Genomic DNA, 13,883 nt, shown 5'->3' on the forward strand with positions numbered 1-13,883 from the left:
ACAACGGCATTGCGTCCAGAGGGTGACAGTGATCATCGAACGAGCCGGATGTGTCGGACGCGAGCACGAGCTCGCCGAGCTCGAGCAGCGACTGGTCGCCACCCGCACATCGGGAGCGGCAGCGGTGCTCGTCCTCGGTGACCGGGGGATCGGCAAGACAGCGCTGCTCCGGGCGTTCGTCAGCACGACCGGCGCTCCGACCCGCCATGCCCAGGCCGTGGCCTGGGAACGGCACGAGGCGGGTGCCGTCCTGCGGCAGCTTCTGCGCCGGGAGCCCCCGCTCCACCCCAGCCACGCTGCCGACCGCCTGGCAGCCGGGCTGGTGGAGCAGCCCACGCTGATCGTTGTCGACGATGCCGAGGTGGCCGACGACCTCTCGGTCGATGCCCTCCGCTCGGTACGGCACCGCCACCCCGAGATACCGGTGCTGATCGTGCTCTCGGCCACGCACGGTGCGCCACGGCTGAGTGACCTGGCCGACGACGCGCTCCGCATCGAAGGGCTGGAGGCGTCGGCCATCGTCGAGCTCGCCGCGCTGCGTGGGCGTGTGCTCCCCCCGAGCATGGCGGCCGCGCTCACGCGTCACACCGACGGGAACCCACGGGACGCGCTCGCGCTGCTCGACGAGCTGCCGCCGGCGCGGTGGATCCGCCCCGACCGGGAGCTGCCGGCGCCTGGGTACGTCCGTGTCGAGGTGACGCGCGCCCTGGCTGATGCGGGGCCTGCGGGACGCGCGCTCGCCGAGGCGCTCGCCGTCCTGGGCCCGGGCGCGGAGCTCGGACACGCCGCGGCGCTGGGTGCCCTCGAGGATCCGCTCGCCGCGCTCGACGACCTGCGCAGCAGTGGCCTGATCGATCCCCGGCCGATCCACGAGCCTCGGTGGCGCACACCTTTGATCGCGACGGCGGTGCTGGAGACCATGGGGGCGCGTGACGCGGCCGAGGCGCATCGACGTGCCGCGCAGATCGTGACCGACCCGGTCGCCCAGATGCGCCATCTGGCCGCCGCGACGCCGGTCCCCGACGACCATCTGGCCGAGCGGATCACCGTGCTGGCGATCCAGCGTGGCGAGGACGGAGCCTGGGCGCAGGCCGCGGACCTGTTCCGGGATGCCAGCAGACTCACCTCGGACCCGGCGCCCAGGGACGAACGGCTGATCCGATCGGTCGACGCGCTCGTTGCCGCAGGCGACTGTGCCGGTGCGGGCGCACTCGTCTCGACGGTGGAAGGCATGCGGGAGACCCCGCTGCGTAATGCGGCGCTGGCGTATCTCGCGATCGTGCGGGGTCGAGCCAACGAGGCCGAGGTGCGACTCAGGCGGGCGTGGGAGATCGTCAACGCGACACGGGACCCGGCCACCGCGGCGCTGATCGCGCAACGACATGTGCTGCACTCGCTGGCTCAATGCCGAGGCGCCGACCTGATCGACTGGGCCGATCGCGCCATCGAGCTGGCCGGGCCCGACTCGGGCGCGGGCATCGAGGCGGCCGCCATCCGAGGGCTCGGCTTCGCCGTGTCCGGCCGGTTCGCCGAGGCGCAGGCGGCATACAGCGCCGTGGCGAGCATGGTACGTCACGGCGCCCAGGCGCAGCGGGTGCAGATGGGCCACGGCTGGCTCGGCGTCCTGATCGATGATCCGGACGAGGCTCGCAGCCGTCTTGAGGGCGTCACCGATCCGTGGGTTCTCGGTGGCTCGACACGGATCTCGCTGTGGGCTCTGGGCTGGCTCGCCCGAGTGCAGTTCCTGACCGGCGAGTGGGACCTGGCCATGGCCTCGGTCGCCCGCGGACGCCTACTGGCCGCGGGGTCGGGGATCGTGCTGGTCACGCCCCTGCTGGAGTGGACCGCTGCCGAGATCCATGTGCTGCGGGGCGAGTGGGAGTCCGCTTCCGAGGCTGCCCGTGCCGCCGAGGCCGAGGCTCAGGGGTACGAGATCATGCGGGTGCCGACGCTGCTGGCCCGCGCCCACCTGGCTGAGGCACGCAGCGACTACGCCGGCGTACGCCGCATCCTGGCGCCGTTCGCCCAGGCCGGGCCCGGCAGCTCGCTCGCCGAGCCGGGCATCTGGCCGTGGGCTGACACGCTGGCGGGAGCGCTCATCGCCGATGGGCGTCTCGACGAGGCGGACCAGCTCCTCGCCCCGCATGAGCGGCGCGCGGCTGAGGAGAGTCACCACTCCGCACAAGCCCGTCTTGCCGCTGCGCGCGGCCGGTGGCACGGGGCGCGAGGGGAGCTCGACCAGGCCCGAGGATCCTTCGACGCCGCCCTGGCCCAGCTCGACGGATTGCCGCTGCGCTACGAGCAGGCCCGCGTCACCTTCGTCTACGGGCAGACTCTGCGGCGAGCCGGCCAGCGCCGCGATGCCGAGGTCATGCTCGCCACCGCCCGCGACCTTTGGGATGCACTCGGTGCACGGACGCGCGTCGAGGCCGCGGATCGTGAGCTGCGAGCTGGCGGAGTCCGCGCGCCACAGGGCCCGCGGACGCCCGGGGAGCTGACTCCGCAGGAGGAGACCGTCGCCCAGATGGTCGCCTCGGGGCTGTCCAACCGCGAGGTTGCGGCGCGGCTGTTCATCTCGCCGAAGACCGTGCAATTCCACCTGACCCGTATCTACGCGAAGTACGGCCTGCGCAGCCGGACCGAGCTCGCGGCCCGCGCCGCCGAACACCAGGAGCCTCATCGGTGACCACCCGCCTCCAGCCCGCCGCGGTCGCGGCTCATCCGCGTGCCTTCGGACGCCTCGAGCTCGCCAACGGCTTCGTCGGGTTCCTCTTCTCCTGTACCGGCCCGGTGGCCGTGATCCTGGCGGTCGGCCAGTCGGCCGGCCTCTCGGCCGCCGTCGTCGCCTCCTGGGTGAGCGCTGTGTTCTGTCTCAACGGCGTCCTCACCATCGTCGCGTCGCGGTGGAGCCGGCAGCCGTTGGTGTACTTCTGGACCATTCCGGGCACCGTGGTGGTCGGGCAGGCGATGTCCGCCGGTACGACGTGGCCCGAGGTCGTCGGCGGCTTCTGTATGGCGGCGGTGCTGCTCGTGCTGCTGGGGCTGAGCGGTCAGGTCGACCGCGTGATGCGGCTGCTGCCGATGCCGATCGTGATGGCAATGGTGGCGGGGGTCTTCCTGAGCTTCGGCACTGATCTGGTCCGGGCCGTCGACACCGACCTCGCTGTGGCCGGGCCGATGGTGATCGCCTTCATCGTGGTCAGCGCGGTGCCGCGTCTGGCTCGGTGGCTGCCCGCTGTCCTGGTGGCGCTGGCGGTCGGTGCCGTCGCCGTCTTGCTCGGCGATCACACGGGCGTCGGTCTCTCCGGCCGCTGGCTGGTGCACCCGGTCTGGACGACTCCGAGGTTCACCGGCTCGGCCTTCGTCGAGCTCACCATTCCGCTGCTGGTCACCGTCCTTCTGGTGCAGAACGGGCAGGGGATGGCGGTGCTGCGCGGTGTCGGACACGAGCCGCGGATGAACCAGGTCACCGCCGTCTGCGGCGTGACATCACTCCTCAGCGCGCCGTTCGGCGGCGCCTCGACGTGTCTGGCAGGGCCGACCAATGCTCTCGTCACCGCCTCGGGCGAGCCACGTCGCCACTACGCGGCGGCGATCTGGTGCGGGGTGCTCGCGATCGGGTTCGGTCTCCTCGCCCCTGGCATGGTCCGGGTCATCACGACCATGCCCGCGGCGTACGTCGCGGCGCTGGGTGGCCTGGCGATGCTCAAGCCGCTCCAAGGAGCGTTCCAGGCGGCGTTCGTCGGCTCCTACACCACCGGGGCGCTGGTAACGTTCCTTGTCACGGTCTCTGACATCACCGTGTGGCACATCGGTGCAGCGTTCTGGGGGCTGCTGGTCGGAGCGGCGGTGAGCCTCGTGCTGGAGCGGGAGTGGCGCGTTCGTGGCCAGGCGACGGTCGCCGACTGAGCGGCCTTGTGTCGCTGGTGGCGCCGCCTCAGTTGCCGAGGAAGCGCGCGAGCAGGCCGGTGAAGACGTCGGGCGCTTCGAGGGGCGGCGTGTGGCCGACACCAGCGACCACCTCGAGCGTGCCGTAGGGCGCCCGTTCGGCCATCCCGGCACCGAAGCGTCCCTGGTCGAAGTGGTCGTGTTCGCCGACCACGATGAGCACCGGGAAGGGGCAGGCGTCGAGGACCGGTCCGTAGTCCGGGCGGTCGGCGCGGGCACGCAACGCTCGGGCGGCCCCGACCGGGTTGGCGGCCTGCATCATGGTGCGCGCGTGGCTGACCGTCGCCGCGGAAGCGCCGTCGAGGCGCAGTAGCTGCGGCAGGAACTCCTCGGCGTACTGGCGGACGCCCTCACGCTCGAGCCGGGCCGCCAGATCCCGGCGCCCCTGGGCGACCTCGGGCAGGTCGGTGTGCGCCACGGTGTCGACCAGGACCACGCGTGCGACCAGATCGGGGCGGGCGGCGTACGTGTCCAGCGTGACCTGGCCTCCCATGGAGTAGCCGACCAGGGCGACCGGCGGCAGCGCCAGTTGGTCGATGATCGCCGCGACCGCGGTGCTGTAGGTCGACATCGTCGCCGGCTCCTCTGGTACGGCGCTGGCGCCGAAGCCGGGGAGGTCGACGGTGATGACCCGATGACCGCGCGCGCTCAACGCCGCGACCTGAGCACGCCACATGCTCTGGTCGAACAGGAAGCCGTGCAGTAGCACCACTGGCATGCCGGAGCCGTCGCCCGTGCCGCCGGTGTCGCCGTAGAACACTCCGCCCACGCGGGCGACCTCGCGGTCGGCGGGCGGAAGGCTGGTGGCGTCAGGCACGGTGGGGCACCTTCCTGGTGATCACACGAAACGGCGGGGTAGCCCTCGGTGGTGGCGGTGTGGGGCGTCCAGCCTAGAGGGTGGGTCGGCACAGAATTCGATGCCGAAGGATTGTTGAGGGTGAAGACGAAGGTGACGTCTTGGTCAGCCGTCGCCTCGTGCTCCATCTTCCCGCCCTCGGAGAACCACACGAAGCCACCCGGACCGAAAGCGAAGCGCCCCGGGTTCTTTGGAGACCTCAGTTGGTGGCTGTGAGCTGGGGTTTCGTGCTTGCTCGGTAGTAGTTGGCGCCTATTCGGCGGGTGGGATGTGCCGTATCTCACCGTGGAGGCGGCGGTGGTTGTACCAGTCGGCCCACTCGGCGGTGGCGAGTTCGACGTGTGAGAGCGTCTTCCAGGGCCGCATCGGTTTGATGACCTCGGTCTTGTACAGGCAATGCCGCGGAGTTAAGTCGTCCCGCATCACGTCAAGTTGATCAGTTTCAGTTGGCAGGGGCGAGTCATTCGGGGGCGATCCGGTATCTCCCTCGCCCTTCCCGGATCAGCATGGTCTGCTCGGCCCACTGGTTGATCTGTGTGCACAGACTGCGGTATTTCGCCCTCACCGTGATGCCGAGGGCCCTACTGATCTCGACGGTGCGCCACGCTCGTCCGGGATCCGTGCGCAAGAGACGGAGGGTGCGCTCCCTGAAGCCCAGGTCATCGGGCTCGGTCTCGTCACGCCGGTGGACGGCAACCTGCATTGAGGTGATCAGCTGGCTCTTCCTGGGACGTTCCTGGGAGACCACGGTGTACTGCGAGATCGGGCATTTCACGAGCCGGGCGCTGGTGCGCGCCCGACGCGGCGGTAGCAGCGCATCGAGTACGGCCTGCGCGATGCCGCCATGGCCATCGGCGGATTCGAGAACCGCCCGCGCGGTGATCACCTGTTCTGCCGCCGCGCGGAGGGCAACGGTAAAGCTGGCGCGGTCCGGGTCGGTGCCCGGCCGGAACTCGACCGCGTCCACCATGGCACGACGAAGGCTCTGGTAGACGACCAGCAGCGCCCACAGTTCCTGCTGCAGGCCCACCGGGTCGCCCGAGCGCAGAACCCGGCCGGCGAACAGTGTGTCCTTGAGCGCAAGGAAGGACACCTCGATCTGTCAGGTAGGTGCGGCGCATTGCTGCGCCGCACCCCCCTCAGAACCGGACGGGCGGCGTTAACCGCATCCGGCTCAAGCAGGCCCTGAAGGCCCACGGGCAGCCAGATTTGCCGGTCCACGGCTACCGCGCCAGCGGTGGCAGTGGACGTGAATCAGTCGGAAGGCGACACGATCGTCCGGCTGGCCTGCGTCCGGGATGAGGGTGAGCGCGTTGCCGCGCACCGCCGTCCGGGTCGCCCGTAGCCACTGCTCCCATTCCTGGGGGCTTTGCGGCTCCTGGTCGGCATGCAGGAGAAGGCTTCCGCATAGAGGGCACCGCCCGTGCTGCCCCTGAAGCAGGTGCAACCAGGACGGGCTCAGCGGGGGCTTGTTCCTGCGTCGCCGCGAGGCCCAGTACTCGGTCAGCGCCGGGTCGTCCACGGACGCCCCCTTGATGACCAGCTGATGCCTGACGATCTTTGTCCAGGCGAACTTGGCGAGATAGCGGCCGGTCTCCCGGTCGCCGAATACCCACCGATCCTGCCTGGAGGTGTTGAACCGGCCGAAGTACCGGGCTGTCACCCAGCCCCTCGGCTTGTTCGGGTGCGTGTGCCTGGCCCACTTGTAGACCAGCTTCCACACGTGGTTGTCCAGCGAGGTGAACACCTTGCTGGAGACTACGCCCCGATAGTAGGCAGCCCAACCCCGGATGATCGGGTTGAGCTTGGCGATCACCGCTGCCGCGTTCTGTCCCCGAAGGGCCAGCACTTCGGCGGTGAGCCGTGCCCGGATTCGTCGCACGGCCGTCTTGCTCGGCTTGATCAGCAGCTTGCCGTTGAAGCGGCGGACGGTGAACCCCAGGAAGTCGCAGCCTTCGGCGAGGTGCGCGATGCGCGTTTTGTCCTCGTTGAAGGCCAGCCCCCTGGGCGCCAGCCACACGGCGAGCCGTTCCTTGACCTGTTGGGCTTCCACATGACTGTGACAGAGCACCACCAGGTCGTCGGCGTACCTGATCAAGGTCGGTGAGCCTACTGCCAGTTCACCGGCACGCGGACCGGTGGGTCGGTAGCGGACTCCGGCGGCCTCTTCCATTCCGTGCAAGGCCACGTTCATCAGCGCGGGGGAGATGATCCCGCCTTGCGGGACCCCCTCCTCGGTCGGGGCGAAGCAGCCGCGATCGATCACTCCGGCCTTGAGCCACTGCTCGACCAGTCCCCTGGCGGGGAACTGTCCGATGGCGGCCAGTAGGCGATCATGGTCGATTCGGTCGAACGCCGCTGCCAGGTCCGCGTCGAGGATCCACTGCCGCTTCGGGTCCTTGCCCTTGGCGGCCAGAAAGATCGCTCCTATCGCGTCGTGGCAGCCTCGGCCGGGCCGAAATCCATAGGATCTCGGCTCGAACCGTGCCTCCCATTCTGGCTCCAACGCATTCAGCGACACGGCTTGAAGACACCGGTCGATGATCACGGGAATTCCCAGACCGCGCTGGCGGCCATCGGCCTTGTCGATGAACACCCGCCTGACAGGCAAGGGCTTCCAGGGGGTCACCCGGTGCTGCAACCAGTCGGCCAGCTCGGCCTTCCCCTGGGGCAGCAGGACAACCCGCCCATCGACACCTGCCGTCTTGCGGCCAGCGTTGACCTCCGTCACCCGCCGCACGCTCACCAGCGTGTTGGAACGGGAACGGAGCATCAGTTTCTGGAGATTACGGACCCTTTTGAGGTCCCCTGCCTGTGACGCCGTGAAGATCCGCTGCCTCAGCCGCCGTACTTCCTCCTCCGCGCGCTGCCAGTCAATCGACTGCCAATCGGTGGAGTCGCCCTCCGGTCCGTTCACCACGCCGTCGACATCCGAAGCGGTTCGCGCCTCGACTGTTCGTATCGTCATGGTGTCCAACTTGCCCTTCGGTTCCGGTGCTGATGGTCATCGATTCCTCACAGGCCCACCTGGCCCACGTCAGCGCCCTTTCGGGTCCGGGCAGTGCCCGTATCCGGCCGGTTGTCCGGGGCGACCAGCAGAGGTGCTGATCATCTGCCGCGGGTTCCCGTTGCCTTTCGGCCACCGGCGTTCGCTTCTTGGGTCATCCTGTTCCCGCTGGGGAGTTGGGCCTTCCTTGCGGTCGGCTGACCGGCGCCCTCCGGCACCGGACCCCAACGGGGTTTCCACGTTCCACACGAGTGAGATACGACCGGGGTGGGTGCCCCCTAAACTCCGGGACGGCGATGCTCTCCCGGCTGACGATGGGGATTCAGCCGGCGCCTGCCGCTTCTCAACGGCCAGTCCTGCACCCCGCTGGAACAACCCATCGGCGGGGGTCACGATTACGAAGCATCATCAGGGGTTCACTTGCGTTCACCCGTCCGGTCTTCCCCTTTGCCTGTAACTCCCGGATGGAACGAGAGTCCTTGGGCTTCTCCTCCGAGCTTCACACCCCGCCGTTACCGGCGACGCATGTCGAAGTGGGGACGGGCCTTGAGCACTGGCCCGGAACTACGCTGTCGACATCAAGTCGATCCTCTGTCAGGCAGTTCACTCAATCTCGTGCGACTTCGTGTCGCACCCCAGCGCTCGTGGTAGAGCGCGACCAGTCGGTCGGGCGGGTCCGTCTGGTGGTCCAGGAGCGTCGTCGCCAGCCGGTATCGGTCCGTGGCGCGGCTCCCGTCGGCGCAGTTCGCCGTCACCTCGGCCTCGATGATCCGGAAGGTGCGGCCGCGCAGCCGGGTCAGGTAGGAACCGTCCGGCAGTACGGAGATCACAGCCGGGCGACGGCGGTAGGTAAGTCATGCCAGGAGCTGGGCGCCGGTGTCGGCGACCTCGTTCAAGAACTCGTCGCCGGAGAAGTTCCGGTCGGTGAGCAACAGCATGCTTTCGTCCAGCAGTGGTAGCAGACGTCTGGCGTATCCGGGCTCACCCGTGCTCGTCGGCCCGAACACGGCCCCGAGCAGACCGCGGGTGCCGGTCTCACACAGAGCCATCAGCCGGACGTGTGGGTATCCCTCCACGCCTCGGTGGCGGCGGGTCTTTCCCAGCACCTCACGGATCCGGAAGGTGTCGGGAGCCTGCAGCGAGCTGCATCCGTCGAAGGCGACCGTACGCCATCGCCGGTAGCTCACTCCGGGCATCGAAGGGCGGGCGAGCGGGCCGGCCACCGTCTCGAACAACTCCTGGAACGGAGCCGTCCCCAGACGTCTGCGTACCTCGCGCAGTGCCTTCTCCGAGGGGACCCTCGAGGCCAGGGTCCGCACCCCGGCAATCAGGTTGCTCCAGACGCGCAGGTATCCGGCTTCCGGGAAGAGGCACATCGCCAGGACGAAGTACACCCCAACGCGGGAGGGGATGAGGCGCAACCTGCGCTGCACCGCCCTGGTGTGTTCCAGCACATCGTCGATCAGTTCGAAGGGAAGAAGCTGCGTGAGCTCCCCCAGATGTCCGGGCGCGAAGATGCCCGAGGCGACGGTGATGCTCTGCGTCACCGTCGTGGTGGCAGACTGGTCGGGCAACGGGACCTCCGCTCGGAGCAGTGAAGACCTTGGTCGGCTTCACCTCTGTAACAGAGGTCCCGTTCTTCGTGGTCGCCTTGGACCGGAAGCTAATCAACTTGACGTGATGCGGGACGACTTAACTCCGCGGCATTGCTTGTACAGGCCGATCGTCGACTCCATGAGGGCGTCGTCATACGCGGTACTCGAAGGACGGCACGGTGAGCTGAGCGAACACGTCGGGAAGCAGGACCTGAGCGTCGCTGATCACCGGCAGCGTGGCCGTCGCGCCCAGCTCCGCCATGACCTGCTGGGCGTGCGCGGTGGCGCCGGCGAGCTGCGTCGCGAGTTCGGCGTTGAACGCCGCAGCCGCTCCCCGCACGTCGAGCCCGGCGCGCGGGGGAGGAGGCCCCATCATGGTCAGCTCGGCCCCGCTGAGGGTCAGGGGGAACACCCCGAGGCCGACGGTGCGCCGCCGTCGGATCCCGGTCGCGCCCAGCAACTGCGGCCACGTCCCGTAGAAGGCGGCCTCGTGGACGACGGCGGCGTCCGGCTGCTCCGCCAACACCTCCTGCAGCACGGCGTTCTGCGCCGGCGCCATATCGGTGAACCAGCCGAACATGGTCTGCAGGAACGCCGGGCCCGGTGCCAGCTCGTGCAGCCACGGCTGCAGCTCACCGAGGCGGCGGTCGTCGAAGTCGGCCGTTCCGGCCAGCGGGACGAACGCTGCCCCCGCCGCTTCGGCCTGCGGCGCGAACCGGCTGCTGCTGACGACCCTGACCCGACGTCCGGCGGCGACGAGGTGACGGGCGAGGTTCAGGACCGGCCGGACGTGACCGGTGAGCGGGTCGCGGCGAGCACGATGGGTGCGGCTGTCATGGGAGGGCTTCCTTTCATGGTGGGCCAACTGCTTTCGGGTCGCCGACCGGGTCGGCCAGGGCCTGATCGGCGGCGTGATCTGGTCGGATGGGACCTGAACGTCAGCGTGCTGCTGGTGGACAGGTCGCGTTCCTCGGCGCGCACACTGTGCGCGGGCCGTCCGCTGCTTCCCCGCTCCGAGGGGGAAGCGTGCCGCCTACGCGAGCTCCTTGACCAGCAGCTCGAGCTGCAGGTCGTCTCGCTGCGGGATGCCGAAGCGCTCGTCGCCGTACGGGAAGGGAGTCATGCTTCCCGTACGGCGGTAGTCGCGGCGCTCGTACCAGGCGATCAGGTCCTCGCGTACGGAGATCACCGTCATGTGCATCTCCTTGACGCCCCAGGTCTCGCGGGCCTGCCGCTCCGCCTCCGCGATGATCAGCTTGCCGAGACCCCCGCCCTGCAGGGCGGGATTGACCGCGAACATGCCGAAGTAGGCGTGGTCGCCGCGGTGCTCGAGCTGGCAGCAGGCGACCACGCGACCGTCCCGCTCCACCGTCAGCAGCCTGCTGTCGGGCGACTTGATCACGGCCAGCACGCCCTCCGGATCCGTCCGCTGCCCTTCGAGGATGCCCGCCTCGCTGGTCCGCCCGGCCCGGCTGGCTTCCCCTCGGTAGGCCGAGTTGATCAGCGCCACCAGGGTGTCGACGTCGGGGTCAGTGGCGTCGCGGAAGGTCAGTCCGGTGGCGACGGTATCCATGGGGTGTGCCTTCGGGTCTCGATCGCAGCCGTCGGTTCTTTCTCCTGTCGGACGCGAGGCGGGATACAGATACGCATGTCAAACCATCCAAGGGAGAACGTTTGGTCTCAATTAGAGGTATCCGACTGACCCTGTCAAGGCAGAACGTTCTATCTCACAGGACCGCAGTAGCAGGGGTTGATACTGGTGGGCGCGCGTATTCAGGTGTCGCGAGTTCGGGATGAGTGCAAGCGGGGTTGGTCACTGTCCGTGCCCGCCGGGAGCTGTGCCCGGCGGGTTGTCGTCGCCGGACTGGCAACTACGACTCGGCTACGTCACCGCCGCTGACTGGGCATCGCGGCATACGGGGTGGCGGCGTCCTGCTGACGGCGGGGCGGGAGTTGCGGACGACTTTGTCTGTGACGCACCGGGTGTAGGCGCGCGAAAGGTCGCTGTCCGGATGGTCGACGGTCAGGGTGTCCCAGTCCGGCTCACCCATGGCGAGCCGCCCGCGGGTCGCCAATGCAGGCGCCGGGGTGAGGCGGTCAACCACGCCGTCGCTGGCGTCGCCGCACTCCACAACCTCAAGATCGACATCCCGTAAACAGGCACCCCTGGCGGGGCAGTAGGCCCCGACCCGCATTACGTGATGGCTCTTGGCTAGGTGGGTGCCGACACGGTGGTGGCCGCGTCGAGTAGTGCTTCGGCCGCGATTCTGGCGTAGCTCGTGCACCGGGCGTCGTTGAGGACCATCGCCCGGCTCGAGGCGCCGTCCGAAAGGATGGCGAGTTGTTCACCAAGGATGTCGGCGTTGACGGCCCCGGCTTCTCGTGCCAGTTCGGCGAGGCGCTGCGCGAGACGCGCCTTCCGTTCGCTCGCGTACCTGTGGACAGGGCTGCTGGGGTCAGGGAACTCGGCGGCGGCGTCGATGAAGGGACAGCCCCGGATCGGGCCGCTCACCTCGACGGGGGCGGAGAACAGCGCGAGCAGTCGGTCCCGCGGTGAGAGGTCCTGGCGTTCGAGGATGCTTTCGAGAGTCAGCCCGGCTTCTTCGAGGTGCCTGAGGTAGCCCACGACGAGGTCGTCCTTGGTCGGGAAATGGCTGTACAGGGTTCGCTTGGACACGGGCGCTGCCGCCGCGACCTGCTCCATGCCGGTGGGGTTGATCCCCTGTCTCTCGAACAGCGTCGCCGCCGCCGTAAGGATGCGCTCGCGTGCCGCCCTGCCCCGGCGACGGACCTCCGGCTCCTGAATCATGCCGTAAGTATACGCGCGCGGCCACTTAGCCGGGTGTGGCGTGCTACGCTCCCTAGGTAAACGTTTCCGTTTACTTATGCCCCGTGTGTCGACGCCACGGATGTCGAGCACCCACCACAGACCCGGTGAAAAGAGGAGCCATGCCTGACGGCCTTCCGCCCGACCAGACCCTCGTCCATTCCCCTCCAGGCCAGGACACAACCTCCGCGGCCCCCTCTGGCGCACCGGGACCGAGCGTTGGCAGGCCTGGGCTCGTCCTGGCGCTGCTGGCGACGGCGACCTTCCTTGCCTCGCTCGACCTGCTGATCGTCAACGTCGCCCTCGACCCGATCGGGCGTGGGATCGGCACACGCGACCTGTCGGACCTGAGCTGGATCCTGAACGCATACGCCATCGTCTTCGCTGCGTTGCTGGTCCCCGCGGGCCGACTGGCAGACCGCTACGGGCGCAAGGGCGCCTTCATCCTCGGCCTCGGCTTGTTCGCCGCCGCCAGCCTGGGTGCGGCGCTGTCGGGGAATCTATGGCTCCTCGTTGTGTTCCGCGTCATCCAGGCCGCCGGGGCGGCGGTGCTCACCCCCGCCAGCCTTGGCTTGGTCCTTGCGACGGCCCCGCCTGCGAAGGTGCACAAGTACGTTCAGATCTGGGCGGCCAGCGGGTCACTCGCCGCCGCGGCCGGCCCCGCGGCCGGGGGTCTCCTGGCGAACGCGGCCTGGCAGTGGATCTTCCTCATCAACATCCCCCTCTGCGTGGCCGCCATCGCCATGGCGATCCCCCTGATCCCCAACGTCCGCCACGACCTTGCCACCCGCATCCCTGACCTGCTTGGCGGATTGCTGATCATCCTCGCCGTCGGAGCCCTCGCCGTCGGGCTGGTGAAGGCCCCGGATTGGGGCTGGGGTGCGGCGTCCACGCTCGGCAGCCTGATCCTGGCCGCGGTGTCGCTCATGGCGTTCGTCGTCCGCTCGTCCCGCGCGCACGTGCCGATTGTGGAACTCAGCATCTTCCGGAACGTGGTGTTCTCCTCGGCGAATGCGGCGGTCGTCCTGTTCTACGCCTCGTTCACACTCCAACTGCTGGGCGTCATCCAGTGGCTGGAGCAGCAGGGCGACTGGTCGGTGGTCAAGACGGGGTTCGCGGTGGCACCCGGACCAGGCATGGTGTTCGTTGCCTCCCTGCTGGCCGCGCGACTTGCCCACCGGCTGCCCGTCGGCACCATCGCCGCAGTCGGCGCCCTGCTCTCGGGTGCCGGCATCGCCCTGATCACCGTCTCCACCGGCGGGCACGCCATCCATTACGCCTCCGGTATCCTCCCCGGCTGGCTCATCGGAGGCTTCGGAATGGGTCTGGCGCTGCCCACCATGTTCTCCTCCGCGACCCGCGACCTTCCCCCGCACCAAGCAGCCACCGGCAGCGCCGTGGTCAACATGGGCAGCCAGATCGGCTCGGTCCTCGGTGTGAGCCTTCTCGTCATCTTCCTCGCTCTGCCCAACTCCGACCCGCACCACGGCTACGCCATCTCCTGGTGGACCGCCACCGCGCTCGCCCTCGCCAGCGCAATCGCCGCCCTCGGCCTCAACGCACGCCGGCACGCACAGACGGCCGGCGCTTGAGCGCCCCGGCGCCCTCACCGTCAACCCACCAGACACACGGCGAGGGCGCCGGTCCTCT

The 13,883-nt window shown here is 69.0% G+C and carries 10 protein-coding genes and 2 pseudogenes; 3 read left to right on the forward strand and 9 right to left on the reverse strand.

Features of this window, described 5'->3' with window-relative positions; all coding sequences use genetic code 11:
• The first annotated feature begins 22 nt into the window (after positions 1-22).
• On the forward strand, positions 23-2,686 hold the full coding sequence (locus ACQEXA_RS53190; protein WP_433133680.1) for a LuxR C-terminal-related transcriptional regulator: 2,664 nt from the start codon (positions 23-25) through the stop codon (positions 2,684-2,686).
• Complete coding sequence (locus ACQEXA_RS53195) at positions 2,683-3,909, forward strand: benzoate/H(+) symporter BenE family transporter (protein ID WP_433133682.1); 1,227 nt, start codon at positions 2,683-2,685, stop codon at positions 3,907-3,909. The genes ACQEXA_RS53190 and ACQEXA_RS53195 overlap by 4 nt, the downstream gene beginning before the upstream one ends.
• A gap of 28 nt (positions 3,910-3,937) precedes the next feature.
• Here ACQEXA_RS53195 and ACQEXA_RS53200 read toward each other — a convergent pair whose 3' ends face one another.
• The 9 genes and pseudogenes from ACQEXA_RS53200 to ACQEXA_RS53240 all read right to left on the reverse strand — a co-directional run bounded on the left by ACQEXA_RS53200 (position 3,938) and on the right by ACQEXA_RS53240 (position 12,215).
• Positions 3,938-4,765, reverse strand: coding sequence for an alpha/beta fold hydrolase (locus tag ACQEXA_RS53200; protein ID WP_433133684.1), 828 nt, complete (start codon positions 4,763-4,765; stop codon positions 3,938-3,940).
• 291 nt (positions 4,766-5,056) lie between these two features.
• Positions 5,057-5,227 carry an integrase core domain-containing protein gene (locus tag ACQEXA_RS53205; RefSeq protein WP_432921854.1) on the reverse strand — a complete coding sequence of 57 codons (171 nt, stop codon included), beginning with the start codon at positions 5,225-5,227 and terminating at the stop codon, positions 5,057-5,059.
• A 37-nt stretch (positions 5,228-5,264) separates the two neighbouring features.
• Complete coding sequence (locus ACQEXA_RS53210) at positions 5,265-5,834, reverse strand: hypothetical protein (RefSeq protein WP_432921851.1); 570 nt, start codon at positions 5,832-5,834, stop codon at positions 5,265-5,267.
• Between the two features lie 144 nt (positions 5,835-5,978).
• The gene (gene ltrA, locus ACQEXA_RS53215) at positions 5,979-7,772 is read right to left on the reverse strand and encodes a group II intron reverse transcriptase/maturase (RefSeq protein ID WP_433133686.1); all 1,794 of its coding nucleotides are present in this window, start codon (positions 7,770-7,772) and stop codon (positions 5,979-5,981) included.
• Positions 7,773-8,446: 674 nt separating this feature from the next.
• Positions 8,447-9,385: pseudogene (locus tag ACQEXA_RS53220) on the reverse strand (transposase domain-containing protein); the annotation flags it as partial.
• A 172-nt stretch (positions 9,386-9,557) separates the two neighbouring features.
• Positions 9,558-10,271 carry a hypothetical protein gene (locus tag ACQEXA_RS53225; RefSeq protein ID WP_432921839.1) on the reverse strand — a complete coding sequence of 238 codons (714 nt, stop codon included), beginning with the start codon at positions 10,269-10,271 and terminating at the stop codon, positions 9,558-9,560.
• 168 nt (positions 10,272-10,439) lie between these two features.
• Positions 10,440-10,979: a GNAT family N-acetyltransferase gene (locus tag ACQEXA_RS53230; protein ID WP_432921836.1), complete on the reverse strand. Its 540-nt coding sequence runs from the start codon at positions 10,977-10,979 to the stop codon at positions 10,440-10,442.
• A gap of 378 nt (positions 10,980-11,357) precedes the next feature.
• Positions 11,358-11,469 (reverse strand): annotated as a pseudogene (locus ACQEXA_RS53235) (methyltransferase domain-containing protein); the annotation flags it as partial.
• Between the two features lie 149 nt (positions 11,470-11,618).
• Entirely contained in the window at positions 11,619-12,215 is a 597-nt protein-coding gene (locus ACQEXA_RS53240) for a TetR/AcrR family transcriptional regulator (RefSeq protein ID WP_432921833.1), read from the reverse strand.
• Positions 12,216-12,355: 140 nt separating this feature from the next.
• On the opposite strand from ACQEXA_RS53240, the gene ACQEXA_RS53245 reads away from it, so the two are divergent.
• On the forward strand, positions 12,356-13,825 hold the full coding sequence (locus ACQEXA_RS53245) for an MFS transporter (RefSeq protein WP_361830599.1): 1,470 nt from the start codon (positions 12,356-12,358) through the stop codon (positions 13,823-13,825).
• Positions 13,826-13,883: the final 58 nt, after the last annotated feature.

This window comes from Streptomyces sp. CA-106110 (assembly GCF_050936285.1).
GTDB lineage: Bacteria > Actinomycetota > Actinomycetes > Streptomycetales > Streptomycetaceae > Streptomyces.

Bases quoted from the DNA above. Each gene is read 5' to 3' on its own strand.
- ACQEXA_RS53230 (WP_432921836.1), bottom strand. From the start codon at position 10,979: ATGGATACCGTCGCCACCGGACTGACCTTCCGCGACGCCACTGACCCC.
- ACQEXA_RS53240 (WP_432921833.1), bottom strand. From the start codon at position 12,215: ATGATTCAGGAGCCGGAGGTCCGTCGCCGGGGCAGGGCGGCACGCGAG.
- ltrA (WP_433133686.1), bottom strand. From the start codon at position 7,772: ATGACGATACGAACAGTCGAGGCGCGAACCGCTTCGGATGTCGACGGC.
- ACQEXA_RS53205 (WP_432921854.1), bottom strand. From the start codon at position 5,227: ATGCGGGACGACTTAACTCCGCGGCATTGCCTGTACAAGACCGAGGTC.
- ACQEXA_RS53245 (WP_361830599.1), top strand. From the start codon at position 12,356: ATGCCTGACGGCCTTCCGCCCGACCAGACCCTCGTCCATTCCCCTCCA.